Source organism: Paenibacillus sp. GCM10023250 (assembly GCF_042653205.1).
Classification (GTDB): domain Bacteria; phylum Bacillota; class Bacilli; order Paenibacillales; family Paenibacillaceae; genus Paenibacillus_Z.
Genome location: NZ_JBHSHY010000046.1, coordinates 1 through 25,733 on the forward strand (window position 1 = coordinate 1; position 25,733 = coordinate 25,733).

A 25,733-nucleotide genomic window follows, 5' to 3' on the forward strand; every position below is an offset into this window, starting at 1 on the left:
GGTTGCCTACGTGTTACTCACCCGTCCGCCGCTAAGCTATTCCCGAAGGAATAACTCCGCTCGACTTGCATGTATTAGGCACGCCGCCAGCGTTCGTCCTGAGCCAGGATCAAACTCTCCATAAAAGTGATCAGCCGAAGCCAATCAGTTTCAGGATGGCTTGTTAGCTCATCGCTGACTTACTTGTTAAAACCTTTTGACAGGTCGCTCATTGTTCAGTTTTCAAGGAACAAATGGTGTTGCATTCATCGTCCGGCTCATGACCGGAATTAGAATATATCATATCTCGTAACCGTTTGGCAAGCATTAATTTCGGGCTTGTTCCGATTTCGATCACCGTGCCTTGTTCGTTCGTCCCGGCCGGAATTAGAATATACCATAGATTGATTACCGATCGCAAGCATTTTTTCGAAAAATGTCGAACGCGAACTCCGTTCTTCAATCGAAATAGCGGATTACAAAAGAAATAACGGCCGCCAAAAGGCAGCCGATTGACCCTATTCAAAAGCCAAGCCTATGCGAGCAGCTTCAGGAATTCACGCATAAAGCCCGGCAGATCCGGCCATGCGTGTCCGGAAACGAGCTTGCCGTCGACATGAAGCGTCTCCTTGGCATAGCTTGCTCCGAGCCGCTCGACATCCAACCGGCACGCATTGTATGCTGTCATCGTCCGTCCGCGGAAGTAGCTCGTGTCGCTCAAGGCGGCAAAAACCTGCACGCCGTGGCAAATGGCGCCGATCGGCTTATCCGTCTCCAGGAAGTAGCCCAGAATGCGGGGAAGATCCTCGTTGCCGCGAATGTATTCGGGTGCTCGGCCGCCGGGAATGATCAAACCGTCGTACAGGGCGGGATCGACGTCCGCGAACGCGATATGGGCCGGCAGCAGATGGGCCGGTTTCTCCGTATACGTCTCCCAGCCTTCGACGAAATCGTGCGCCACGGTGTGGAGCACCTTCTTGGACGGCGCCGCAAGCACGGCTTCGTACCCTTCCTCCAGCACGCGAAAATAAGGATAGTAGACTTCAAGTACCTCTGCGGCGTCTCCGGTGACGATGAGAATGCGCTTGGACATGAATTTCACTCCTCCTCCATATGGTTGCCTGTTCAAATCCAGTATGAAGGAGCTTCCATAATGTGTAAACGGAAGGTTTTGGCGCATAATGTCGAACTTGCCGTAGATTTACCTATTAAACTAAAAAGACACCGGGCTTGACGGCCGCCAGGGCTGTCGTCGAGCCTTCCGCTTACGATCCGGACGAGCCCCCCGGCCTTGTCCACCTCAACCGTGAGCGGCACGAAATCGCCGAAACGAATGCCATGCGCACCGCCGCCCCGCACGAGCGTCGTGCCCTTCACCGTCACGCGCTGCAGCGCGGCTTCGCCTTCGCGATGCCGGCGCCGAGCGTCAGGCGGTCTGAGAGTATCGTATTCCGCAGCGTAACATTCGGCGCGGCGATCGCGGCGTCGCCCCCGGATGGTCCAGCTACTTCCGTTCGACCTGCAAATAAGCTACGTCCTTGACCGTGTACGTGTCTTTGAGCCGCTCTTCCGACAGAACGCCGAGCTTCACGAGCTGCGCAATCTTGGCAGTGTCCGGGCTCGACAACAGCCGCCACAGCTCCAAATCCAGCATCGCCTCGAACAGCTTCGTCTCGTCGTACTCCTTCCTCCGGTGCGGCACGACCTTGACGGTATAACTGCCGACTTCGAGCGTCGTCGTCCCGTTCTCCGCGCAGTGCGCCAGGATTTCCTCCCGCAGGCTGGCCAGCTCCTGCTCGAGCTCCTTTTGTTTCTTCTTCAGCCGATAGTAGCTTCGGACTTTGTCGTTCACCTGTTTGCTCACGCTCCTTTTACGCTGATATATATGCCGCGCGATGGCGCATTAGAGCGAAACAATGAAACGCCGAAAAGGCTTCCTCCCCGAAGGGAAAAAGCCTTGATCTCAAATCGGGCCGGCGTTACAACGCAGCGCGGCTCGCCTTACGGCCGGTACTTCTCGATAAGCGCCATCTTCAGCTCCCATGCCGTCTCGCTCAGGTTGACGCGGTACTCCGCCGGGTTCGTTTTGCGCAGCACCTGGGGCCAGAAGAGCTTCAACTGCTCGCGGTGATAGCCGCGGATGTCGTCGAGCGAAGGAAGCTCGTAGACGAGCTCTCCATCCGCGAAAATCGCCGCCAGCAGCGGCACGGCGTCATAGCGCTGAATGACCTTCTGAATGTAATGATGCACGGGATCGAACAACCGAAGCGGCTCCTCGGCAGGCATCGGGCCCTCCTCGACCAGCGTCACGTAATCGCCTTCGGCGATGCCGGTCTCGCGGTTGACGATCCGGTACACGTCCTTGCGCCCGGGGGTGGTGACTTTCTCGGGATTGCCGGAAATCTTAATGACCGGCACGAACTCGCCGTCCTTCTCCCGTGCCGCCAGCTTGTAGACGCCGCCGAGCGACGGCTGGCCCGCCGAAGTGATCAGCTGCGTGCCGACGCCCCAGACGTCGATTTTGGCCCCTTGCGCCTTCAGGCTGAAAATCAAATCTTCGTCCAAATCGTTCGAGGCGACGATGCCGACGTACGGGAGTCCCGCTTCGTCCAGCATCCGCCGGGCTTCCTGCGACAAGTACGCCAGATCGCCGCTGTCGAGGCGGATACCGTTCATCCGCTTGCCCTGCTTCTCCAGCTGCTTCCCGATGCGAATCGCGTTCGGCACGCCGCTGCGCAGCGTGTCGTACGTGTCGACGAGCAGCGTCACCTGTTCCGGCAGCGCCTCCGCGTATAGGCGGAACGCCTCTTCCTCGCTGTCGTGGCCCTGCACCCAGGCGTGCGCGTGCGTGCCTTTGGTCGGGATGCCGAACAGCATGCCCGCCCGCAAATTCGACGTCGCATGAAAGCCGGCGATGTACGCCGCCCTCGCGCCCCAGACGGCCGCGTCGGCTTCCTGCGCACGGCGCGTGCCGAACTCCAGCAGGCCGTCTTCGCCGGCGACCTGCTTGATGCGCGAAGCTTTCGTCGCAATCAGCGTCTGGTAGTTCACGAAATTGAGAATCGCAGTCTCGATCAGCTGCGCCTCGAAGATCCGCGCCGTTACGCGCAGCAGCGGCTCGTTCGGGAACACGATCGTCCCTTCCGGCACGGCATCCAGCCGGCCCGAGAACCGAAAGGCGCGCAGCGCGTCCAGGAACGGCTCCGCGTACCCTTCCTCCTGCGTCCGCAGAAACGCGATCTCCTCGTCGCCGAACCGGATACTCCGGATGTAATCGACGACCCGCTCCAGACCCGCGAACACCGCGTACCCGTTGCCGAACGGCAGCTTGCGGAAGAACACCTCGAAGACGGCCAGCTCGTCGTGCGTCCCCTGCACCCAATGGGCGTACATCATGTTGATCTGGTACTTATCGGTATGGAGCGTCAAATGCTCGTTCGTCATCAGCGTTCGTTCCCCTCTATGTCGAATCTAGGTCGTAATCGGCTGCCCGCCCCGGAGGACTTCCGCGCCCAGCGTGTGCCGGAAATGGCCCAGCGCCCAATCGTGCCCCTGCGGATTGAACGAAGCGACCGCGTCGGCGTGGACGGCGATGCGGTAGCCCCGGTTGTACGCATCGACCGCAGTGTGCAGCACGCAAATATCGGTGCAGACGCCGATGAGATGAAGCTCCGTAATCCCGCGCATGCGCAGCTGCAGCTCCAGGTCCGTGCCTGCGAAGGCGCTGTAGCGCGTTTTGTCCATCCAATAGATCCGGTCCCGGCCGGCCTCGTATGCGTCCTTCAGCTTCCCGTACAGATCGCGGCCGCTCGTGCCCGCGATGTTGTGCGGCGGGAAAAGCTTATGCTCCGGATGCAGGACATCCTCTTCGCGGTGAAGGTCGACTGCCATGACGACGAAATCGCCCGACTCCGCGAATTGGCGCGTCAACGCCGCCATCCGGTCCTCGATGTCGATGCCGGGCTGTCCGCAGGGCAGCTTGCCGACGATGAAATCGACCGTATAGTCGATCACGATGAGTGCTTTCATGGTAAAGTCCGCCTCTCTTCAATAAAGTCGGAATGCAAGCCGGATATAAAGCCGCCCGCGCGCGGAGACAAAACGGCCGGGCTAGCCGTAGATCGACAGCTGCGGCACGTAATCCGTAAACCGGTACAGCTGCGCCGCCCGCTGGGAATAGCGGTTGGACTGCTTCAGCTCGCCCTTGCTGTCGCGGACCTCCTCGATGATCCCCTTGCGGCTCTGCGTCGACGTGATTTTGCGGATGAAGTTCTTCTCCTCGAAATCCGGCACGACCGCTTGGATCACCTGGTACAGCTCGCCGATCGTGAAGGCCTCCGGCAAAAAGGAACGCGCGATCGTCGTCGTCAGCATCTTGATCCGGATCTGCTCGAGCGCGTCCTCGAGCATGCGCCGGTGGTCGAACGCAAGGTCCATCGCCAGCGCATCCTGTACCGGGAAGAGCCGCACCTCCGCGGCGTCGTCCGCCGCCCGCCGGCCGGCGAGCGCATGCTCGTGCACGAGCGCGAAGAACGCGTGCGAGATCATCCAGCCGCGGGGATCGCGGCCCGGCTCGCTGTAGACGCCGAAATATTCAATGTGCACGTCGTCGACGCCCGTCTCTTCCCGGAGCTCCCGCAAGGCGCTCTCAAGCATCGTTTCGGTTGCCTTAGAGAAGCCGCCCGGAAGCGCCCAATGCCCTTGGAACGGCCATCCCTTGCGCTGGATCAGCTAATCCCGCGCATGCGCAGCTGCAGCTCCAGGTCCGTGCCTGCGAAGGCGCTGTAGCGCGTTTTGTCCATCCAATAGATCCGGTCCCGGCCGGCCTCGTATGCCTCCTTCAGCTTCCCGTACAGATCGCGGCCGCTCGTGCCCGCGATGTTGTGCGGCGGGAAAAGCTTATGCTCCGGATGCAGGACATCCTCTTCGCGGTGAAGGTCGACTGCCATGACGACGAAATCGCCCGACTCCGCGAATTGGCGCGTCAATCCGCCATCCGGTCCTCGATGTCGATGCCGGGCTGTCCGCAGGGCAGCTTGCCGACGATGAAATCGACCGTATAGTCGATCACGATGAGTGCTTTCATGGTAAAGTCCGCCTCTCTTCAATAAAGTCGGAATGCAAGCCGGATATAAAGCCGCCCGCGCGCGGAGACAAAACGGCCGGGCTAGCCGTAGATCGACAGCTGCGGCACGTAATCCGTAAACCGGTACAGCTGCGCCGCCCGCTGGGAATAGCGGTTGGACTGCTTCAGCTCGCCCTTGCTGTCGCGGACCTCCTCGATGATCCCCTTGCGGCTCTGCGTCGACGTGATTTTGCGGATGAAGTTCTTCTCCTCGAAATCCGGCACGACCGCTTGGATCACCTGGTACAGCTCGCCGATCGTGAAGGCCTCCGGCAAAAAGGAACGCGCGATCGTCGTCGTCAGCATCTTGATCCGGATCTGCTCGAGCGCGTCCTCGAGCATGCGCCGATGGTCGAACGCAAGGTCCATCGCCAGCGCATCCTGTACCGGGAAGAGCCGCACCTCCGCGGCGTCGTCCGCCGCCCGCCGGCCGGCGAGCGCATGCTCGTGCACGAGCGCGAAGAACGCGTGCGAGATCATCCAGCCGCGGGGATCGCGGCCCGGCTCGCTGTAGACGCCGAAATATTCAATGTGCACGTCGTCGACGCCCGTCTCTTCCCGAAGCTCCCGCAAGGCGCTCTCAAGCATCGTTTCGGTTGCCTTAGAGAAGCCGCCCGGAAGCGCCCAATGCCCTTGGAACGGCCATCCCTTGCGCTGGATCAGCAGTACCTCCAGCTGCCTCAGGGGCAGCGATTTCTTCGCGGTATTGCGTTCGGTCGACGTGATCGTGAAGATGACGATGTCGGCCGGCGCCCCGTCCGGCGTGCGGTAGCGGCCGGCGGAATAGGACTCCGCCTCGTCCAGGGTCTCGTGCATCGCGGAATCACCTGCCCTGTTTTTATATTGTCATTTTGACATAATTAAAAATAAAGTCAATAGGCTCCGCAAAAAAAAATCCCCGTTCGGCGCGAACGCCGCCTTATCAGCGTTCGCGGAACGAGGAAAATTATACGTGCCCTTGCGTTATTTGGCAGCGCCAGGGCCGGAGTCTCTGGCGGCGCGTCCGGCGCCGGACGCGCCGGGCTCCGCCGCGCCTTCCGGCTTCTTCGCGCCCTTGCTCTTGTACGGCTTCGGCGCGCTCTTCACGCGCCGCTCGGCCGCCTGCCAGCGGTTCCAGCCTTTCTTGTCCGTGCCGCGGCCCGTGCCGCCCTTGCCCTTGGCCATGGCCGGCTACCTGCCGGACAAGGACGCCCACGTCCGCTCGAGCCATGCGTCGAATTCGTCGTCCTTGTCTCCTTCGTACGTATCGTACACGTCGGAGCGCATGTTCTTCAGCTTCTCCTTGAACGCCGCGTAATCGTGGCCGGCGGGCAGGCTCTTCTTGATTCGGAGCAAAATCTTGCCCGTGCCCTTGATTGGCTCCCCCTTCCGGCGCTCCGGCGCCGCCGCTTCCACGCCGAGCGCCGTCAGCGCGCGGTATGCGGCCTGCTGCACCCGATAGACGGGGTCGTTCTTCGCCAGACGCTCGAGCACGTCCACCGCGGGCTGACCGCCCAGCTCGCCGAGCGCCTCCGCCGCCTTCGCCCGCTCCCGCCAATTCGACATGCGGCCGGCGGCTTTCTTCAGCTCATCCAGGCTTGGCGCCGCGTCCGTCATGGTTTCCATATGTTCCACGTTCATCAAACTCCCTTGGTCGACCGGCGTTCTTCGTCATCCCCGCGCGAACCGGCGCGGGGGCGATGCTTCTGCCGTCTTCGTATCATTCCTCACCACGCTACCGTTAATCTCCGGGAAAGTCAATTCCCGGCCGGCAGACGTACCGGCCGGCGTCAGGTACGGCCGCGCCTCCGCCGCGATTCGCGGTAAGGAAAGCAAAGAGCCCGCTGCGGCCTCCCGGTGACGGGAGCCGAAACGGGCTCTGCTCGATGACGGCAGCGAACGGGCCGCCATCTGCCTCGCCGCCATCCGCCTGCGGCGACCGCGGCGAGGCCGCGAGCCGGCCGCTAGGCGTGCGGCTTTGGCCGCCGCGGCTGTAAAGCGGTCTATCCAAGCGGGATCCGGTACGCCGACCGTTCCTCGACGATATGCTCCCCGCCTTGGCCGAACACCCAGCGGAATACGAAGACATCGCCCTCGTAGCCCGTCCGGCTGCGGATATCGGGCAGCACCACCGCCTCGAAGTGGTCGAGCAGCTTCTGCTGCAGCTCGTTCAGGCGCGCTTCGTTGTCTTCGCGCTGCCTCAGCGCCTCCTCCTGCGAGTCCGCCGTCTGCAGGAAATACGCCAGCGCGGCTTGATCGGCCGTCAGGTCCTCCGGCAGCGGCTGCCCGGAGCCCCGGAACACCTGCTTGACCGTCTCCACCCAATCGCCGTACAGGTCAATCGTAATCTGATGATTCATCTCGCGGTACGCCCCTTTCGCGTCAGCTTCGTTCCCGTCCATTGTAGGGGGAAGCGCCGCCGGCCGCAAGTGCGCGGCCCGGCTTACTTGACCGCGCCGGCGGTGATGCCGCTGGCGATCTTGCGTTGGAAGACGATGTAGACGAGCAGCACCGGCACGATCGTGAAGAACAAGGCGGCGAACAGCGGTCCCCATTCGGTGCGGTACTGCATCTCCGCCTGCATGACGCCGATCTCGACGGGCAGCGTGTACTGCGTCGGATCGTTGACGAGGATCGTGCCGACGATGTATTCGTTCCAAATGTTCAGCACGTTGACGATCGCCACCGTGATGAGGCCCGGCTGGGACAGCGGCAGCATGACGCGGAAGAACGTGCCGAAATACGACGCGCCGTCCATGATCGACGCTTCCTCGAGCTCCTTCGGCAGCGATTTGAAGAAGCCGACGAGCACGAAAATACCAAACGCCAGCACGCTGGACGTGTAAACGAGGATGAGGCCGATCTTGGTATTAATGAGGTGGAACGAATTCATCAGGAAGAAAAGCGGGATGAGCGCCAGGATGAACGGCACCATCATCGACGCGATGTACAGCAGGTAGAGCGCACCGCTGCCGCGGAACCGGTAGCGCGCGAGCACGTACGCGGTCGTCGCCGCAAGCAGCAGGCCGAGCAGCGTCGAGCCGGCCGTGACGACGATCGAGTTAAGGAAGTACGCGTCGAAGTTGTATTTGTTCCACACGTACGAGAAGTTCGACCACAGGAGCGGCGCGTCGGGCAGCGCCCACGGCATGTGGCGGAAAAACTGGTCGTTGTTTTTGAGCGCGTCGAGCAGCGTCCAAAGCAGCGGATAGAGCACGGAGACGCTCCAGACGATCAGAACGGCGTAGGCGCCGTATCGCAGGATCGGGTTGCGGATGCCGTTGTTCATGGTGAAGTCCCCCCTTAGCTCAGCTCGACCGTCTCATGACGAAGCAGCCGCTGCAGCACCACTGTCGTTATAAGCGAGAGCACCAGAATCAGGACGCCGATCGCGGCGCCGAAGCCGAAATGGTATTGGCGGAACGCCATTTGGTACAAGTACGAGCCCATGACCTGCGTGCTGTTGTCCGGCCCGCCCTCGGTCATGATCCAGACGATGACGAAGGAGCCGTTCAGCGTCGTCATCATGATGTTGATGACGGACACCTTCATCTGCTCCCAGATGAGCGGCACGGTGATGTCCTTGAACTGCTTCCACTGCGACGCGCCTTCAAGGTCGGCCGCTTCGTAGTAGGACGCCGGGATGTTCTGGATGGCGGCGATGAGCAGGATCATGTAGAAGCCGATGCCCGCCCAGACAGCCGGCGGGAGCAGCATCCAGATCGTATGGTTCGTGAAGCCGAGCCACGTGATCGTCACCTTCTCGTCGGTGAACAGGGAGAGGAACGCGTTCAGAAAGCCGATTTGCGGATTGTATATGAAATTCCACAGCACGCCGATGACGACGACGGAAATGACGTTCGGAATGAAGAAGATCGACCGGAAGAAGCCGGCCATCTTGAAGTTGAAGCGGGTCAACGCGACCGCGAAGAAGGTCGCGAGCACCATGATGCCGACGATTTTGCCGACGACGAGGAAGTAATCGTTGCCGATCGCCCGCCAGACGATTGGATCCTTGAACATGTCCTTGAAATTGCCGAGACCGATGAAATCCTTCGTCTGCGACATGCCGGACCAGTCGAACATCGAATAGTAGAGGCCTTTGACGACGGGATAAATCGTGAAGACGCAGAAGAACACGAACGTCGGGATGATGAACGTAGCGATGAATAGGTTTCTCTGCCACTTGGCGCTGCCTGCTTCCATGACGCGACCGCCCTTCTTTGTAAATTCGCGAAAGGATGACCGGGTGCGGTCCGGCCATCCTTCGCTCTTTCTAGTGTGAGACCGCCGGCGGGCCTTAGGGAATTCCCGCTTATTTCGCGACTTTGCGGACGACGTCGGTCACGCGCTTGATCCAGCCGTCCGGATCGATCTTGCCGATCGTCAGGGCATCTGTCGCGTCCTGCATCGCCTTGTCGACGTCGGCGTTGAACGTGATCGTCGGAATGACGATGGTATTCGGATCGGTCAGGTACTTGGCCGCGTCCTTGACGAAGTTCGGCGCATTCGACGCGCTGATGTCGCCCTTGATGTTGGACGGCGCGCCGCTCAGTTCGGCCCATTGGGACGCCTGCGCCTTGGAGAAGACGAACTGCAGGAACGCTTTGGCCGCGTCCTTGTTCTTCGCGTTCTTTGCGATCGCGACGGTGGCCGTCGACGTGTTGGCGACGATCTTCTGGCCCGCGTCCTGCGTGATCGACGGGATGAAGCCGAAGTCGAAGCCTTGCGGAATGTCCTTGGACATCTCGTTCGGCAGCCACAGGCCGTTCGGGATGAACGCGTCCTTGTTTTGCAGGAACAGCATTTGCGAGTCGGTGTGGTTGATTTGGATGGACGCCTTGTCGATGAAGCCTTTGTCGCGCAGCGTCACGATCTTGCCGAGCGCCGTCTTGACCGCGTCGCTCTCGAACGCTTCGACCTTGTTGGCCGCCATGTCCTGCAGGACGGTGTAGTCGCCGTTGTTCGCGGAGACGATCGCCGGGTACAGGAACGCGCCGTTGATGTAGTACGGGTATTTGCCGGTATGGATGAACGGCGTGATGCCGGCCGCTTTGATCTTATCGCTCACGTCGAGGAACTGCTGGAAGTCCTGCGGCTCCTGCCAGCCCTTCTCCTTGAAGAGCGCCTTGTTCCAGAAAATGCCCCACGAATTCAGGACGAGCGGGATGTTGTAAATCTTGCCGTCGTACTGCTGCGGCTGCTGCGCCAGCATGTCGAGAATCTTGTCGCCGTCGACGTTCTTCGCTTCCTTGATCCAGTCGGTCAGGTCTTCGAGCTGGCCGTCTTCGACCATCTGGCGGTCGTTCAGCTCCGGACCGTCGATATAGACGAAATCCGGCGGATTGCCGCCGATCCAGCGCGGTTTGTTTTGTTCGTTGATCTTCGGGCCGCCGAGCGCCTTCACGTTCAGGTCGGGGTTCGCGTTTTTGAAATCGTCGATGACCTTGGTCCACCACTTGTCGCCGTAGCCGCCGACGAAGTATTGGATCTCGAAATCGCCGGTCAGCTTGGGCGTGTCCGCCGCGCCGGCGTTCGTACCGCCCGCGTTCGCGGCATCGCCGTTCGTCGCGGCGTCGTTCGTCGTTCCGCCGTTTGCGGACCCGGCGTTCGTCGCCGTCCCGTTGTTCGTCGAAGCGGCCTCGTTCGAGCCGCCGTTGCCGTTCGAGCCGCAGCCCGCGAGCGACAGCGATGCGAGCAAGACGGCCGCGCCCATCGCGGCGTATGTTTTCTTGTTCATCATGAAGCGTACCCTCCTACTATGCGTGTTTGGAGCGCCGGGGCCGAGACGTCCGGTCCCTCGTGCAGCCTCGCTGCAGCGCTTGTATTCATCTTAGCGGGCGGGGGCGTATCGCTGAATCGAATATTTTCCATGAATTCTTTACTATTTTCTTATTGTAAAAAAGTGTAGGGGGCGGGGATGAGAACGGGGGCGAGGATGGTGGGGGTGCAAGAGGCTCGCCGAGGTTGCAAGGATGATGGGGGGTGCGAGGGGCTCGCTTAAGATTATGAGGGCTGGTGGGGGTAAATATTAATAGTGAAGGGTGTAGAATGTACCCAATTGATGCCATGAACCGTACCTGGTACCGCTCTTGCGCTCAAAACCAACCGGTTCTCCTAATGTACCGTACTACGTACCGCTCTTAGGCTCAAAACCGGCCATTTCCCCAAATGTACGGTACTACGTACCGCTCTTGCGGAACCATTCGCCGATTCACGCGCCCGATTGCCGCTTTTGTCGCGGCAGCACAAGCCGTCTCGGCGCGGCGCCGGCCCGCCCTGGCTAGGCCAGTGGCCCCGGCCAGACCCGCCAGGCGCAGCCCGCGAGCCCGCTCGGCCGGCCGCCGGCGCGCCTCGCCGGCCCTCAGCGCGCCTCGCCGGGCGCGCGAAAAAGCCGGCCCGCGCGAATCGCGGGCCGGCTGCGATCGCTCGCTTCCGGCTGAGCCTGCGGCTACGGCTGCCGCTGCAGCGCTTCAGCCGCGGCGGCCTGCTGCCGGCTGCGCGTCTCGGCGAAATGCTGCAGCTCGTCCAGCGCCGCCTTCGGCGCGAGGCCGTCGTACAGGACGGCGTCGCCCAGCTTGCGCGCGTAGTCCATGACGGCCTGCCAGGCCGGCTCCTGCACGGGATAAAACTTCGCCCGGGTGAGCGCGAGCAGGTTCGCCTTCATGGCGTCGTCCTCCTCGGCGAGCTTCGCGCCGACCTGGGAATTGGCCGGCAGGAAGCCTTCTCGCCGGATCATCTCGAGGTACGACGGGTCGTCGTAGAGGAAGTCCAGAAACTTGGACAGCGCCTCCTTGTCGGTATGGTCCGTTTTGAAGGAGACGAGCACGTCGTGCACGCCGAACGAGATCGGGGCGCTGCCGTCCTTGACCGGAATCGGCCCGGAGCCCCATCGCAGATCCGGATACTCCTTCGGCACGACGGACGAGAAATAATTGCCGCTGATCATCATCCCGAGCTTGCCGTCGCCGAGGATGCGCTGCTTCTCGTCCCGCGTCGTGACCGTCGGCTCCGGATCGGTCAGCCCCGCGTCGAACAGCTGCTTCAAGTACGTCAGCCCTTCGACGTTCTCGGGGGAGTTGATCGTCCATTTGCCGCTCTGGATCCACCCGCCGCCCGCGCCGAAGAAGAAGTACGACAAGTACGCCTGCGTCTCGTTGTCGGTGAGGTCGACGCCGAAGCCGTACGCCCCGCCCGCCCGCCGGATCCGCTCTGCGTCGGCCCTCAGCTCGGACCACGTGCGCGGCGGCGCCTGGATGCCGGCCCGGTCGAAGATCGCCTGGTTGTAATACAGGCTTCGCAGCGTCGCGACATACGGAATCGCGTATTGACGGCCCCCGATCTGGTCCATGCTCATCAGGTTCGGATACAGCTTGTTCCGCAGCTCCGGCGACAGGATGTCGTTGAGATCGTTCAGCAGCCCGTCCTTGGCGAAATGAGCGTACACGTTCGTGTTCAGCAGATCCGGCGGCTGGTTCTGGCTGATCATCGTCGTGTAGATGCCGTCCAGGATATCCCAGTTGGCGACCTGCAGCTCGATGTCGATTAGCGGGTTCTTCAGCTCGAACTCCTTCACCAGCTTCTCGAGGATCGGCTTCGTCTCCGTGCTATATTCCGAGGCGACGAACCGGATCAGCGACCGCTTCTCCGGAGGCGGCGCCGACTGGCTGCCCTCTTCGCCGCCGCAGGCCGCGAGCAGCGCGGACAGCGCGAGCAGCGCCGCGGCCGCGCAGGCTTGCCGCACAGGCCGGCCCCAATCTCTCATGTGAAGCCCCCCTTATACGCGCGTGGCATGGTCATGGAATGACGGCAAGCGGGAACATGAGCCGCTGGATGACGGGATCGTTCATGTTCGCTTTCGTCACGACGGTCGAGCCGATCAGCGTCGTCTTGTCCGTCTTGCGGCCGTCGATCAAGCCCGCGGCCGTCTTGACGCCCAGATAGCCGACGTTGAACGGCTTCTGGACGAGCAGGGCGTTCACGGTGCCTTCCTCGAGCAGCTGAATCTCGTAGATCGAACTTTCGAAGCCGATCAGCTTGTAGACGTCCGTCTTCTTCGCTTCCTTGATCGCCTTGGCGACGCCGAGCGTGGCGCTCTCGTTCAGCGCGACGAAGGCGTTCACCTTCGGATTCGACCGCAGCAGCGCGACGGCGAACTCGTACGCCAGCTGTTCCGAATCGCCGCCGTAATACAAGCCGTCGACGCGCCCGCCGTGCTCCCGCGCCGACTGCCGGATGCCCTCGATCCGCTGGACCGAGACCGGCGAATGCGGCGCGTCGCTGAAGACCGCGATCGCCGGGGGGCAGTTCGCCGCGCGGGCGGCCGCGTCCCCCGCGAGCCGGCCGGCCTGCAGGTGGTCGTTCGCGACGAAGACCGGCGGATCGGCCAGCGTCAGCGGCGTATCCATCACGACGAGCCGGATGCCGGCCTTGCGGACGTCGTCCAGCAGCGCCGGCATCCGCGGATCGTCGTCGGGCGCCACCGCGATCGCGTCCGGCTTGCGCCCGATCGCGTCGCGCAGCGCCCGGATCTGCCCGTCCGTGTCCGATTCCTGCAGCGGCCCTTGGACGTCCAGCCGGACGCCGAGCTCCTTCGCCGCCGTCTGGGCGCCCGCGATCATCGTCTGCCAGTAGTCCGAGCGGACGTTCAGCGACTTCAGCACGACGGTGATCGTCTTGTCGCGGCGGTCGGGCGCCGGCAGCAGCTTGGAGAACAAGGCCGCGTAGACGCCGATCGCGAGCAGCGCGAGCAGGAGCAATATCGTGAGGCGTGGCTTGCGCATGAGGCGTTCTTCCTTTGGCTTAAAGTGTGGGGATGGTGATCGTCACGCATGTGCCGGCTTCGAGCTCGCTGCGGATCTGAACGCCGTACTCGCGGCCGAAATACAGCTTGATCCGTTCGTTGACGTTGCGAATGCCGATGCCGCCGCGGCTCTCGCCGTCGTCCGGCAGGAACAGCCGCTGCAGCTGCTCCGGCGTCATGCCCTGCCCGTTGTCCTCGACCTCGAACACGACGTTGTCGCCTTGCCGGGAGCCGCGAATCGTAATCATCCCCTTGTCCGCGCTGCCCCGGATGCCGTGATAGATGGCGTTCTCGACGAACGGCTGCAGCAGCAGCTTCAGCGTCTTGTGGCGCAGGATGTCATCCGCGAGGTCGATCTCGTAGTCGAGCTGGCTGTCGTAGCGCATCTTCTGAATAAGCAGGTAATTAGCAATATGCTCCGCCTCCACGCGGATCGGGACGATCTCCTGATCCTTCGTGATGCTCGCCCGGAACAGCTTCGCGAGCGCGGACGTCATCAGGACGACCTCCTCGTGCTGCTTCTGCTCCGCCATCCAGACGATGGAATCGAGCGTGTTGTACAGGAAATGCGGGTTGATCTGCGCCTGCAGCAGCTGCAGCTCGCTCTTGCGCTTGCTCTCCTGGTTCCGGATGATCTCGTCCATGAGCGTCTTGATGCGGCCCACCATCATGTTGAATGTCCGGCCGAGCTGCCCGATCTCGTTCATCTGCCGGATCTCGGTCTGAATGTCGAAGTTGCCGCGCTCGACGAGCTTCATGTCGGCCTGCAGATTGCGGATCGGCCGCGACAGCCGGTAGGACAGCCAGAACGAGATGAGCAGCGACACGCCGAGCCCGAACAGCGCGTACAGCAGGATCGAATTGCGCAGCGCGCCTTTGCTCGCGATCAGGTCGTCCGTGTAGGCGACCCCGACGATTTTCCAGCCGAAGTTCGTGTCGCGGATCGAATAGATCCGCTTGCCCTCGGCGTCATCCGCGATGAAGGACGTGCCGCTCGGCGACCCGGCGACGCGGGAGATCAGCTCCGTCCGCAGGTTGCTGTTGATGAGCTGCTGCTGGGGATGGTAGACGAGGTTGCCCTGCCGGTCGACGATGAAGACGTAGCCGCGCTTGCCGAGATTGATGTCGCTCGCCAGGTTGTTAATGACGCTGAGATTGAGGTCGACGAGAAACACGCCCTCCGCCGTAATCCCGTCCGTGCTCTTCAGCTCGCGGCTGAGCGAGACGACCCAGCGGTATTCGTTCCGGATGATGTTCTGGATATGCGGCGCCGAGATGACCGATCGGCCGCCGGCCGCCTTCGCGTCCTTGTACCATGCTTGCTCCGCGATGCCGGCGTTCGGGTTCAGATCGGTGATCCGGCGGTCGGAGACGTACCGGCCGTTATAGCCGAACACCATAATGTTCGCGATGTCCTTCCGAGTGTAGAGGATGGCCTGAAACAAGTCGGAAATCCGCTTCTCGTACGGCCGCCGCTCCTCCGCGCTGATGAAGCTGTTGTCCGAGATGTAGTACTTCACGTCCTTGTTCGTCATCGCGAGCAGGGAAATATTCTCCATATTGTCAACGTAGGACTGAATGTTCGTGTTCACCTGCTTGATGATTTCCTCGATGTAGCCCTGCGAGTTCTGCTCGACCGCGCGCACGGACAGCCGATAGCTGATCAGGCTGATCGCGACGACCGCCGCGAGAATGACGCACGAGAACGCGAACGAGATGCTCGACTGGATGCTCTTGAGCGGAAACAGCGGCAGGCGCGGCGCGCGTTCCTTGGCCATCTTAAGCACCGCTCTCCTTCGCGAGCCGTTCCCGGTACTCCTTCGGCGTCATGCCGGCCCGTTTCTTGAACAGGATGCTGAAATAGTTCGGGTCGCCGTATCCGACCTGCGCCGCGATCTCGTAAAACTTTAGGTCCGTCGCCTGCAGCAGCTCCTTCGCCTTGGCGATGCGGACGCCGGTCAAGTACTCGACGAACGTCTCGCCCGTATGCTGCTTGAACACGAGGCTGAAGTAGCTGGTGCTCATGTGCGCGTGGCGGCACAGGTCCCGCAGCGACATGTTGGGATCGGCGTAATTCGTCTCGATGTAGTCGACCGCCCGGTGCATCTGCGCGTTCGTGAAATGGTTCCGGTTCTCCGCGATCTCCGCCATGACGGCGCCGACGACCTGCTTCAGCCACGCCTCGATCTCATCGAGCGTCTTGAACGTGTACACTTCCATCAGCATCATCTGGCTGTCGATCGACGCCTCGCGGTCGTGCGCCACGACCTCCTGGATCGCGTTCATGAGCGATAGCACGACCTTCTGCATCTGCAGGAAGCACGTCTCGATCGGCACGCGCGAGCGCTTCAGCTCCGCGATGCCGTCCTCGATCAGCGCCTGCGCCTCGCGGACGGAGCCGGTCTTGACGGCCGAGACGAGCCTGCGGTCCCAGGCGGCATCCGCGAGCGGCTCGCCCGCCGGCCGGCCCTCCAGGTCGAGGATGCCGAGCACGCGGTTCTTGCCGTGCAGGAACCGGTAGTCGAGCGCGGACAGCGCGCCCTTGTAGGAGGCCGGCAGCAGCTCGGCGGACGGCACGGCGCGCCCGACGCCGAACGTCGCCGTGAAGCTGAGAAACTTCTCGATGTGGCGGCGGACCTCCTCGGCGTAACGGAAGGCCGTCTCGTAAAGGTCGCTGCCGTCCCCGTCGCCGGCGAGAATCGCGACCATCCGCTCCTCGCGCGTGCGGAAGGCGATCGCCCCCTCGCGCTCGGCGATCTCCTCGAAGATATCGAACGCGGCGAACCGCAAAAATTCCGCGTCGTGCTCGTACGACGGCAGCTCGCGTTCGCCGAAGTCGTCGATGTCCGCCACGACGGCGACGGAAGCGCCGGCGAGCGGCGTCAGGCCGAAGTACGCGAAGCGGTCGGCGATCTCCGCCTTGCCGAGGCCGACGGCGACGAGCCGCTCGAGAAAGCGCTCTCTTAAAAGCGGCAGACTCTGCTTCAGCTGGCTCTGCAGCCGGCTCAGGTCCTCGCGGCGTTCCCGCTCCTCGTCCATCTCGGCCCGGGCCTTGTCCAGCAGCCCCCGGATCTCGCGGGCGGTGATCGGCTTGAGCACGAAGTCCGACACCTTCAGCCGCAGCGCCTGCTGGGCGTATTCGAATTCGTCGTAGCCGGTCAGGACGATGACTTTGATATACGGATAATTGGCGGCGATCAAGCCCGCCAGTTCCAGGCCGTCCATGAACGGCATGCTGATGTCGGTGATGACGAGGTCGGGCTTGCGCTGCTCGATCGCCTCCCAGGCGTCGCGCCCGTTGGCGTAATCGCCGGTCAGCTCGAAGCCGTGCTCCCGCCAGTCGATCGTGTTTCTCAGACCGACGCGGACGACGGCTTCGTCGTCGACGATGATTGCGTTGTACATCTGCTCCCCCACCTCCCGCTTCCCCTAGATTAGCCGATCGGGACGGGAATCGTCCATGCCTTTTCTTCTTCCAGCCCGCTGCGATTCGGCGAACGGGCCGGAGAGCGACCCAACCGTGTTGGCGAACGCCGCCGCCCGCGCGGCGGAAGTAGTGCATGCGCCGTGCCTCGCGCCGATGTCCGCTCATATCCTACAAAGAACGCCTAAGGAAGCGAAGCCCTGCATGCCTATATGCCAAACGGAGATGACGACCCATGATTACCGTAGTCACCTGCACGATCCGCCGGAAGTGCATCGATAACGTGTTCGCGAACTACAGACGGCAGCGATGGAAAAACAAGCGAATGATCATCGTCCTGAACAACGACAAGCTGAACATCGAGCGATACCGGAAACGGGCGCAGCGTTATAAGAAGAAGGAAATCCGCGTATATCAGCTTCCCCAGGAATACAAGCTCGGCAAATGCCTGAACTACGCCGTCAAACGCGCGGGCAAAGGGCTCGTCGCCAAATTCGACGACGACGACTATTACGGCCCGAAGTTCCTCCGGGAAGCCGCCCGCGCGATCAAAAGGGGCAAAGCCGCCATCGTCGGCAAGCACACGTCCTACGTCTACTTCAAAGCGAAACGGGCGCTGATGCTGTACCGTCCCGGCGGGGAACGGAAGTATACGCGCAGCCTCAAGGGCGGCACGCTCGTCTTCCGCCGTTCGGTCTGGAAGCGGGTGAAGTTCCCCGAGTTCAAGAAGTCCGGCACCGATGCCGGCTGGCTCGGGCGCTGCTATCGCCGCAACATTCGGATCTATTCGCTGTCCAAGAAATATTACGTCTGCGTCCGCAGCAAAAGCAGCAAGGGCCATACGCAGAAGAAGAGCATGCGGCGCTACATGTCCCAGTGCAAGATGGTGAAGCGTACGAAACGGTTTCGCCGGTACGTGAACTAGCCGGCCGGCTGCGGCGACCGGCTGCGGCGGGCGAACGGCAAGCGCAAAGAAGGCCGCCTTGGCACAGGCGGCCTTCTTTGCGCTTGCGATTAGCGCTGCGCTTCCGGCTCGCGAGCAGCGCGGGCGCGAGGGGCGCGAATGCACGGAGCGCGCGGGCTGCGCAGGACGCGCTAGCGGCGCGTCCGGCTGCGGCACGAAGGCTCCGCCATTCACCCCTCCGCGTCCTGCAGCAGGAAGCGGTACCCGATGCCCGGCTCGGTCTCGATGAACGTCGGCCGCGTCGGGTCCTCCTCGAGCTTCTTGCGCAGATGGCCGATGTACACGCGCAAGTAGTGGCTGTCGGACTCGTGATGGTGGCCGCCCCACACCTGCTGCAGCAGCTGGCGCTGGGTGACGACCTTGCCCGCGTTCGACGCCAGCACCTTGAGCAGCTCGTACTCGGTCGGCGTCAGCTTCACCCGGCTGCCGCCCAGCTCCACGAGCCGCTGCGCGAGGTCGACGACGAGTCGGCCGAAGCGCAGCACCGGCTCCTGCTGCCCGTTGCCGGCATGGCGCAGCGCCACGCGGATGCGCGCGACCAGCTCGCCCATGCCGAACGGCTTCGTCACGTAATCGTCCGCGCCGCTGTCGAGCGCTTCGATCTTGTCGGCCTCGCGGTCCTTCGCCGTCAGCACGATGACGGGCGTCCGCGACCATTCGCGAATGCGCCGCAGCACCGTCATGCCGGGCATGTCCGGCAGCCCCAGGTCGAGCACGATCAGATCCGGGCGGCCGATGCTCGCCTGGTAGATGCCGTCCTCGCCGGTCGCCGCTTCCAGCACCTCGAACTGATGCGCCTTCAGCGTCACCTTCAGCAGCTTGATGATCTGCGGCTCGTCGTCCACGACGAGAATCCGCGCGCCGCCGGTCGTTGTCATGTCAAGCCTCCTCCTCCTGGCGCGCCGGGTCCTCGGGCGGCGGCTCGCCCGCCGGCAGCGCGATCGTCACGACCGTGCCCTTCTCCGCCCGGGGCGAAGCCGCGATCGTGCCGCCGTGGGCCTCCACGATGCCCTTGCAGATGGCAAGCCCGAGCCCCGTGCCGGTCGTCCCGCCACCGTTCGCGCCGCGGTAAAATTTCTCGAATATCCGCTCGCGGTCCGCCTCCGCGATGCCGATCCCCTGGTCCGCCACCGAGATTCGCACCCACGGTCCCGTCTGGCGCACCGCGATCACGATCTCGCTGCCGTCCGGCGAATACTTGATCGCGTTGCTGACGACGTTGACCAGCACCTGCTCCAGCAGCACCTCGTCGGCGGGAAAATAGATCGCCGTCTCCGGCAGCTTCGCGGTCAGGCGCCGGTTCTGCTTGAAGCCCTTCACCTGCGCCAGCGCGACGGCAACGATGTCCGCGGCGTCGCACCAGTCGCGGCGCAGCGCCAGCATGCCGCTCTCGAGCTTCACCATGCCGAGCAGGTTCGTCACGAGGCGATTCATCCGCAGCGCGCCGTCGCGGACGGTACTGAGCAGCTCCAGCCGGTCCGCCGGCGAGAACGCGCCGTCGCTCTCCATCAGCGCCGTCGCCGAGCCGATGATCGTGGCGAGCGGCGTGCGCAGCTCGTGCGACACGGAGTCGAGCAGCGCCGTCCGGAGCCGCTCCGACTCCGCCGTCAGATGCGCGAGCTTCGCTTCCTCGCTCAGCTTCACGCGGGCGATCGCGGTCGCCGCCAGCCCCCCGTACGCCTCGAGCAGCCGGCGGCTGTCGGCATGCGGCGCCTCCTCGGCGCGCACGGCGAGGACGCCGTACGCCCGCTCCTCCGTCCGGAGCGGGACGAACAAGCCGGGGAAGGCGCTCAGCGTTCCCGTCCCCTTGCCGGCCGGCTCGCCGTGCTTGTACGCCCAGCCGGCGATCGCCATGGCCGGCTCGCCTTCGCCGAAGCCGTGCGCGCCGGGCGACCACGCCGCCCGCTCCAGCTCGCCCGCGCCGCCCGGCAGGTAGATCGCGATCGGCGCCGCCAGCGTCGCGGACACCTGGGACGCGATATTATCCAGCAGCGCCCGGAGATCGCCGATCGCCGTCATCTGGCGGCTCAGCGAATAGAGCGCCGCCGTCAGCGCTTCCCGTTCCTTGGCGTGCTTCGCCTGCTGCTTCAGCCGGCTCGCGAGCGTCGCGGTCAGCGCCGCCACCGCGATATAGACGGCGAAGGAGAGCAAGTACCGCAAGTCCTGGACGGAGAAGCTGAGGAACGGCGGCACGAAAAAGTAATCGAACGCGAGCATGCCCGCCGCCGCGGCAAAGACGGCGGGGGCGAGACCCCAATAGACGGCGCTGAAGAGCACCGGAAATAAATAAAGAAGAGCGATGTTGACGGCATCTAATGCGGGACCGACGACATGCAGGACCGCGGTCAGCGCGGCGATGCCGAGCGCGGTCCAGGCGTAGGGCCGGTACAGCGGCCTGGACGGACGATCAGCGGCTGCGACGCTCCTCACCTTCTTTCCCCCCGTAATCCGCGACGACCAAGATATCCCGGTACCGGGATAGCGCGATCAGCTGCTTCACGACCGAGCCGTGCCGGAGGGCGCTCCACCACGGCAGCTTCGACTGCCCGATGATCAGCTGCGTCGCCTCCGCCTCGTCCGCCTTGGCCGACAGCACGCTCGCGATCGCCTTGCGCGATTCCGCGCGGTGCACGATGAACTTGCCCCCGAGCTTGACGGTCAGCAGCTCCAGCGTCTCCAGCTGGCGCCGCTCCGCCTCGCCGAGCCGGCCGCCGACCTGCACATAGTTGACGCACCACGGCGCCTTGAGCCGGTACGCGGTCCGGAAGCCGCGGCGGACGAGCCGCTTGGCGTAGGGCGTGTTGTTGACGCAGACGAAGATCGCCTCGCGCCGGCGCCACGGGCCGCGCAGCGAGCTCTTCCGCTCCAGCGATTCCAGCCGCTCGTCGACGTCGTCGGCGATCTCGCGCAGGGCCAGCTCCCGCAGCGCGATGAGGTTGCCCGTCTTGAAGAAGTTCGCGAGCGCCTGGTCGACCTTGGCCATCGCGTAAATTTTGCCCTCGCGCATCCGGCTCCGGAGCGCTTCGGGCGCCACGTCTATCAATTGTACTTCATTCGCCAGCTGCAGAATACTGTCCGGCACGGTTTCGCGGACGCGGATGCCCGTAATCTGCTCCACCGCGTCGTTCAGGCTTTCCAGATGCTGCACGTTCACGGTCGTAATGACCGAGATGCCGGCGTCCAGGATTTCCAAGACGTCCTCGTACCGCTTTTTGTTGCGGCTGCCCGGCACGTTCGTATGCGCCAGCTCGTCGACGAGCACGACCTCCGGGCTTGCGGCGATGATCGCCTTCGTATCCATCTCCTCCAGCTCTACGCCCTGGTACCGGATCCGCTCCCGCGCAACCGCCGGCAGCGCCCCGACCTGCTCGATCGTGTCCTGGCGGCCGTGCGTCTCCAAGAGGCCGATCCGCACGTCGATGCCCTTGCGCAGCAGGTCGTTGCCTTCGCGCAGCATCGTATACGTCTTGCCGACGCCGGGCGCCGCCCCGATGTATACCTTGAACCGGCCGCGCTTGATCTCGCCGATCCGCTCCGTCACCTCCTCCTCGCTCAGCCGCCGGTACGGCTGCGGCGGGGAGGCCGGGGCGATGCTCGCGGGCAGCACCCGCGCGCCTTCCCGCCCCGACCTGTCGGCCACGAGGAAGACGTCGAGACCGGTGGCGCGCTTCAGGATTTGGTTGACGACCGAGCCCTGCAGCAGCTCCTGCCAGCGGGTATGCTTCGTGTGCCCCATGACGATGCGGGTCACGCCGTGCGCGGCGGCGTAGTCGACGATCGTCTTCGGAATCTGCCGCCGGGAACGGAACGGCAGCTCCTCGAATTCGCCGTCGACCTTCTCCGCCAGCTTGATGATGCTCCGCCGGAAGACGGCCGCCTCCTTGGACAGCGCGCGCTTCATGTTGCGGAACGTCACGACCAGCAGGTCCCCGTTCAGCCGCTTCGCGATCTGCTGCCCGCGGCGGACGTAGATCGACCCGTTCCAGTGGTACTGGGCCGATACCAGAATCCGCTCCCCCGTGCCGGCCGGACCGTCCAGCCCCAGCTCCTCGCGGTGCTCCCGCAGCGAATCGCCGACGTCCTCGGCGACGAGCCGCAGCGCCAGCTCGCGCAGCACGCCGAGATTGCCCCGCTTGAACAGCGGCAGGTCCGCGCTCCCGTTCAAATGCCCGTCCTCCAGCCGGTTCAGGATCGTCTCCGGCGTGACGTCGATGAGCCGGACCTCGTCCGCCAGCTCCAGCGTATCCGCCGGCACCGTATGCTTCACCTCGATGCCCGTCAGCTTCTGGGCCAGCTCCGTATAGCCCTCGAGCTCGTAGACATTCACCGTCGTGATGACGCTGATGCCGTGGCCGAGCAGGAACTTGATGTCCTCGAGCCGCGTGCGGAACCGCGCGCCCTCCCGGTTGCGGTGCGCGAGGCCGTCCACGAGCACGACCTCCGGATTGCGCTCCAGCAGCGCGTCGAGGTTCAAGTCCTTGCATTCCGTCCGCTCGCGGAACCAGTGAATGCTCGGCACGCGCTCCAGCTCCCCGAGCTGCTCCATCGTCTCCTTCCGCTGCAGCGTCGAGACGGCGCAGATGACGACGTCGACGCCCTGCTGCCGAAGCGCCTGCCCTTCGCGCAGCATATGGTATGTCTTGCCCGAGCCGCTGACGGGACCGATGTATATTTTCAGCGTGCCCCGGTGCAGCTTGGAGATCGACTGCAATATTTCCTCCGGCGTCTTGCGCCTGAAGCCTCCCACGGCTGTCTCCCCCTCCGTAACCGGTCGTCCTTAACGCAGACAAAGCCGCCCCCCGTTGCCGGGAGCGGCCGCGTCCGTTACAGCTTGATGCGTTGCAGCAGCGCCTCATTGAGCGCGTTCACGTTCACCCGGGGCTCGCCGAATATCCCCAGCTGCCGGCTCTTCACCGTATCGTCGATCAGCCGGTTCAGCTCGTCGGCGCTAAGGCCGGTCGCCTTGCTGATCCGCGATACCTGCGCCTTCGCCGCCTCCGGCGAAAGATCCGGGTCGAAGCCGGAGCCGGAGGAAGTGACGAGGTCGGCCGGCACGTCCGTCATGCCGGGATTCTCCGCCTTCACGGCGTCGACGTTCTTGCCGATCTCCTTCACGTAATCCTCCGTCGCCACGGCGCGGTTGGAGCCGACCGTCGCGGTCGGGTCGAACTTCGCGACCGACACCCGCGGGTGGAACAGCTTCGGCGATTCGAAGCCCTGCGCGATAAGCTCCGAACCGGTGACGGTTCCGTCCGCCGCCTCCATCAGGCTGCCGTCCGCCTGCTTCGGGAACAGCACTTGGGCGAACCCGGTCGTCACGAGCGGATAAATCAAGCCGCATACCAGCATCATCACTATCGACACGCGCAAAGCGGTCACAATCGTTCTCATGTGAAGACTCCTCTTCTACCAAGTTTAGGCCAAGTGCAAGCCGTGCAGGATCAGGTCGATGATCTTGATCCCGATGAACGGCACGATCACGCCGCCGATGCCGTACAGCAGCACGTTGCGCGTCAGCAGCCGGTCGGCGCTCATGGCGCGGTACTTGACGCCCTTCATCGCGATCGGGATGAGCAGCGGGATGATGATCGCGTTGAAGATCAGCGCGGACAGGATCGCGGACTTCGGCGACGCCAGGTCCATGATGTTCAGCGACTGCAGCTGCGGCATCGCGATGATGAACATGGCCGGAATGATCGCGAAGTACTTCGCGATGTCGTTGGCGATCGAGAACGTCGTCAGCGCCCCGCGGGTGATGAGCAGCTGCTTGCCGATGGACACGACGGACAGCAGCTTCGTCGGGTCGGAATCGAGATCGATCATGTTGGCGGCTTCCTTCGCGGCCATGGTGCCGGAGTTCATCGCCAGGCCGACGTCGGCCTGCGCGAGCGCCGGAGCGTCGTTCGTGCCGTCGCCCGTCATCGCGACGAGCTTGCCTTCCTGCTGCTCCCGCTTGATGACGGCGATCTTGTCCTCCGGCTTCGCTTCCGCGATGAAGTCGTCGACGCCGGCTTCGAGCGCGATCGTCGCGGCCGTCAGCGGGTTGTCGCCCGTGGCCATGATCGTCTTGATGCCCATGGAGCGCAGCTCCGCGAACCGTTCCTTGAGGCCAGGCTTGACGGTGTCCTTCAAGTAAATGACGCCGTAGATCCGGTCGCCGACCGCAACCGCGAGCGGCGTGCCGCCGGCTTTCGCAATCCGGTTCGAAATCTCTTCCAGGTCGCCGGGAACGGTGCCGCCCTGCGCCGCGACATACCGCTTGATCGCGTCCACGGCGCCCTTGCGGATCTTCATGCCGTCCGGCAGGTCGAGGCCCGACATCCGGGTCTCGGCGGTGAATTCGATCGGCTCGGCGCGGTCGTATTCGCGCTCGGCGAACGACTCGCCGAGCTTCGTCGCCAGCTCGACGATGGACCGTCCCTCCGGCGTTTCGTCCTTGACGGACGCCTTCAGCGAGGCCAGCGTCATCTCCTTGGCGGTCGTGCCCTTCACGGGCAGAAATTCGGACGCCATCCGATTGCCGTACGTGATCGTGCCGGTTTTGTCCAGGATCAACGTATCGATGTCGCCGGCCGCCTCGACGGCTTTGCCGGACATCGCGAGCACGTTGAACTGCGTGACGCGGTCCATGCCGGCGATGCCGATCGCGGACAGCAGCCCGCCGATCGTCGTCGGGATCAAGCAGACGAGCAGCGCGATCAGCGTCGCGATATCCAGCTTGACGTTCAAGTAATCCGCCATCGGCACCATCGTGAGGATGACGATCAGAAAGATCATCGTCAGGACGGCGAGCAGCGTCGTCAACGCGATTTCGTTCGGCGTCTTTTGGCGCTTGGCGCCTTCGACGAGCGAGATCATCCGGTCGAGGAACGATTCGCCCGGATCCGTCATGACCTTCACGACGATGTAGTCGGACGCGACCCGCGTGCCGCCGGTGACGGACGAGAAGTCGCCGCCGGCTTCCTTGATGACCGGCGCGGATTCACCCGTGATCGCCGATTCGTCGACGGACGCGAGCCCTTCGATGATCTCGCCGTCCGTCGGAATGATCTCGCCCGCGTCGACGCGGACGATGTCGCCCTTGCGCAGCTGCGTCGAGGACACTTGCTTCAGCGAGCCGTCCTTCTGGATCAGCTTGGCCATCGTCTCGGACTTGGTCTTGCGCAGCGTATCCGCCTGCGCTTTGCCCCGGCCCTCCGCCAGCGCTTCGGCGAAGTTGGCGAACAGCACGGTGAAGAGCAGAATGAAGAATACCGCGAGATCATAGCCCCGGCCCGCGCCGGAAGCCCCGAAGAGATCCGGCTGAATGGACAGCAGCAGCGTAATGAGCGTGCCGACTTCCACGATGAACATGACCGGGTTCTTGATCATGACGGCGGGGTTCAGCTTCTTGAACGCGTCCCCGACCGCCGGAAGGACGAGGTCCTTCGATAACGTTTTTTTGCTTGCAGCCATATAG

21 protein-coding genes, 1 rRNA gene and 2 pseudogenes are annotated in these 25,733 nt (G+C 63.4%); 1 reads left to right on the plus strand and 23 read right to left on the minus strand.

Translation table 11 applies throughout. The annotated features are described in order from the left end of the window. The 18 genes and pseudogenes from ACFPB1_RS23490 to ACFPB1_RS23575 all read right to left on the minus strand — a co-directional run. Positions 1-125: ribosomal RNA gene (locus ACFPB1_RS23490) — 16S ribosomal RNA — on the minus strand; the annotation flags it as partial. A 389-nt stretch (positions 126-514) separates the two neighbouring features. Then, positions 515-1,072, minus strand: a complete 558-nt coding sequence (locus ACFPB1_RS23495; RefSeq protein WP_379228576.1) for a DJ-1/PfpI family protein — start codon at positions 1,070-1,072, stop codon at positions 515-517. A gap of 411 nt (positions 1,073-1,483) precedes the next feature. Then, positions 1,484-1,831, minus strand: a complete 348-nt coding sequence (locus ACFPB1_RS23500; RefSeq protein WP_379228577.1) for a hypothetical protein — start codon at positions 1,829-1,831, stop codon at positions 1,484-1,486. A 149-nt stretch (positions 1,832-1,980) separates the two neighbouring features. Further along, a complete protein-coding gene (locus ACFPB1_RS23505) occupies positions 1,981-3,423 on the minus strand; it encodes a nicotinate phosphoribosyltransferase (RefSeq protein WP_379228579.1) in 1,443 nt (480 codons plus the stop codon). A 27-nt stretch (positions 3,424-3,450) separates the two neighbouring features. Continuing rightward, on the minus strand, positions 3,451-4,008 hold the full coding sequence (locus tag ACFPB1_RS23510; protein ID WP_379228581.1) for a cysteine hydrolase family protein: 558 nt from the start codon (positions 4,006-4,008) through the stop codon (positions 3,451-3,453). Between the two features lie 81 nt (positions 4,009-4,089). After that, positions 4,090-4,710: pseudogene (locus tag ACFPB1_RS23515) on the minus strand (NUDIX hydrolase); the annotation flags it as partial. 2 nt (positions 4,711-4,712) lie between these two features. Beyond that, positions 4,713-5,065: pseudogene (locus tag ACFPB1_RS23520) on the minus strand (cysteine hydrolase family protein); the annotation flags it as partial. An 81-nt stretch (positions 5,066-5,146) separates the two neighbouring features. Beyond that, the gene (locus ACFPB1_RS23525) at positions 5,147-5,920 is read right to left on the minus strand and encodes an NUDIX domain-containing protein (RefSeq protein WP_379228582.1); all 774 of its coding nucleotides are present in this window, start codon (positions 5,918-5,920) and stop codon (positions 5,147-5,149) included. Between the two features lie 147 nt (positions 5,921-6,067). Then, positions 6,068-6,268, minus strand: a complete 201-nt coding sequence (locus ACFPB1_RS23530; protein WP_379228583.1) for a DUF3934 family protein — start codon at positions 6,266-6,268, stop codon at positions 6,068-6,070. A gap of 6 nt (positions 6,269-6,274) precedes the next feature. Then, positions 6,275-6,718, minus strand: coding sequence for a HEAT repeat domain-containing protein (locus tag ACFPB1_RS23535; RefSeq protein ID WP_379228584.1), 444 nt, complete (start codon positions 6,716-6,718; stop codon positions 6,275-6,277). A gap of 368 nt (positions 6,719-7,086) precedes the next feature. After that, the gene (locus ACFPB1_RS23540; RefSeq protein WP_379228585.1) at positions 7,087-7,443 is read right to left on the minus strand and encodes a hypothetical protein; all 357 of its coding nucleotides are present in this window, start codon (positions 7,441-7,443) and stop codon (positions 7,087-7,089) included. 83 nt (positions 7,444-7,526) lie between these two features. Next, positions 7,527-8,372: a carbohydrate ABC transporter permease gene (locus ACFPB1_RS23545; RefSeq protein WP_379228586.1), complete on the minus strand. Its 846-nt coding sequence runs from the start codon at positions 8,370-8,372 to the stop codon at positions 7,527-7,529. Between the two features lie 14 nt (positions 8,373-8,386). Continuing rightward, positions 8,387-9,289, minus strand: coding sequence for a carbohydrate ABC transporter permease (locus tag ACFPB1_RS23550; protein ID WP_379228587.1), 903 nt, complete (start codon positions 9,287-9,289; stop codon positions 8,387-8,389). 109 nt (positions 9,290-9,398) lie between these two features. Further along, the gene (locus ACFPB1_RS23555; RefSeq protein WP_379228588.1) at positions 9,399-10,826 is read right to left on the minus strand and encodes an ABC transporter substrate-binding protein; all 1,428 of its coding nucleotides are present in this window, start codon (positions 10,824-10,826) and stop codon (positions 9,399-9,401) included. Positions 10,827-11,534: 708 nt separating this feature from the next. Next, complete coding sequence (locus ACFPB1_RS23560) at positions 11,535-12,848, minus strand: extracellular solute-binding protein (protein WP_379228590.1); 1,314 nt, start codon at positions 12,846-12,848, stop codon at positions 11,535-11,537. Positions 12,849-12,879: 31 nt separating this feature from the next. Continuing rightward, positions 12,880-13,866 carry a substrate-binding domain-containing protein gene (locus ACFPB1_RS23565; RefSeq protein WP_379228592.1) on the minus strand — a complete coding sequence of 329 codons (987 nt, stop codon included), beginning with the start codon at positions 13,864-13,866 and terminating at the stop codon, positions 12,880-12,882. A gap of 19 nt (positions 13,867-13,885) precedes the next feature. Beyond that, complete coding sequence (locus tag ACFPB1_RS23570; protein ID WP_379228593.1) at positions 13,886-15,664, minus strand: cache domain-containing sensor histidine kinase; 1,779 nt, start codon at positions 15,662-15,664, stop codon at positions 13,886-13,888. Position 15,665: 1 nt separating this feature from the next. Beyond that, positions 15,666-17,291 (minus strand): response regulator, encoded by a 1,626-nt coding sequence (locus ACFPB1_RS23575; RefSeq protein ID WP_379228594.1) that lies wholly within the window; start codon positions 17,289-17,291, stop codon positions 15,666-15,668. Between the two features lie 254 nt (positions 17,292-17,545). Between ACFPB1_RS23575 and ACFPB1_RS23580 the strand changes: the two genes are divergently transcribed. After that, positions 17,546-18,235: a glycosyltransferase family 2 protein gene (locus ACFPB1_RS23580; protein WP_379228595.1), complete on the plus strand. Its 690-nt coding sequence runs from the start codon at positions 17,546-17,548 to the stop codon at positions 18,233-18,235. A gap of 209 nt (positions 18,236-18,444) precedes the next feature. Here ACFPB1_RS23580 and ACFPB1_RS23585 read toward each other — a convergent pair whose 3' ends face one another. From ACFPB1_RS23585 to kdpB, 5 genes are all read right to left on the minus strand, one after another. Then, the gene (locus tag ACFPB1_RS23585) at positions 18,445-19,152 is read right to left on the minus strand and encodes a response regulator (protein ID WP_379228596.1); all 708 of its coding nucleotides are present in this window, start codon (positions 19,150-19,152) and stop codon (positions 18,445-18,447) included. Between the two features lies 1 nt (position 19,153). Next, positions 19,154-20,704: an ATP-binding protein gene (locus ACFPB1_RS23590; RefSeq protein WP_379228597.1), complete on the minus strand. Its 1,551-nt coding sequence runs from the start codon at positions 20,702-20,704 to the stop codon at positions 19,154-19,156. Beyond that, positions 20,682-23,021, minus strand: coding sequence for a universal stress protein (locus tag ACFPB1_RS23595; RefSeq protein WP_379228598.1), 2,340 nt, complete (start codon positions 23,019-23,021; stop codon positions 20,682-20,684). Before ACFPB1_RS23595 ends, ACFPB1_RS23590 begins: the two co-directional genes overlap by 23 nt. A 77-nt stretch (positions 23,022-23,098) precedes the next feature. Beyond that, positions 23,099-23,665, minus strand: coding sequence for a potassium-transporting ATPase subunit KdpC (kdpC, locus tag ACFPB1_RS23600; RefSeq protein WP_379228599.1), 567 nt, complete (start codon positions 23,663-23,665; stop codon positions 23,099-23,101). A gap of 24 nt (positions 23,666-23,689) precedes the next feature. After that, positions 23,690-25,729 carry a potassium-transporting ATPase subunit KdpB gene (gene kdpB / locus ACFPB1_RS23605; RefSeq protein WP_379228600.1) on the minus strand — a complete coding sequence of 680 codons (2,040 nt, stop codon included), beginning with the start codon at positions 25,727-25,729 and terminating at the stop codon, positions 23,690-23,692. Between the last annotated feature and the right edge of the window lie 4 nt (positions 25,730-25,733).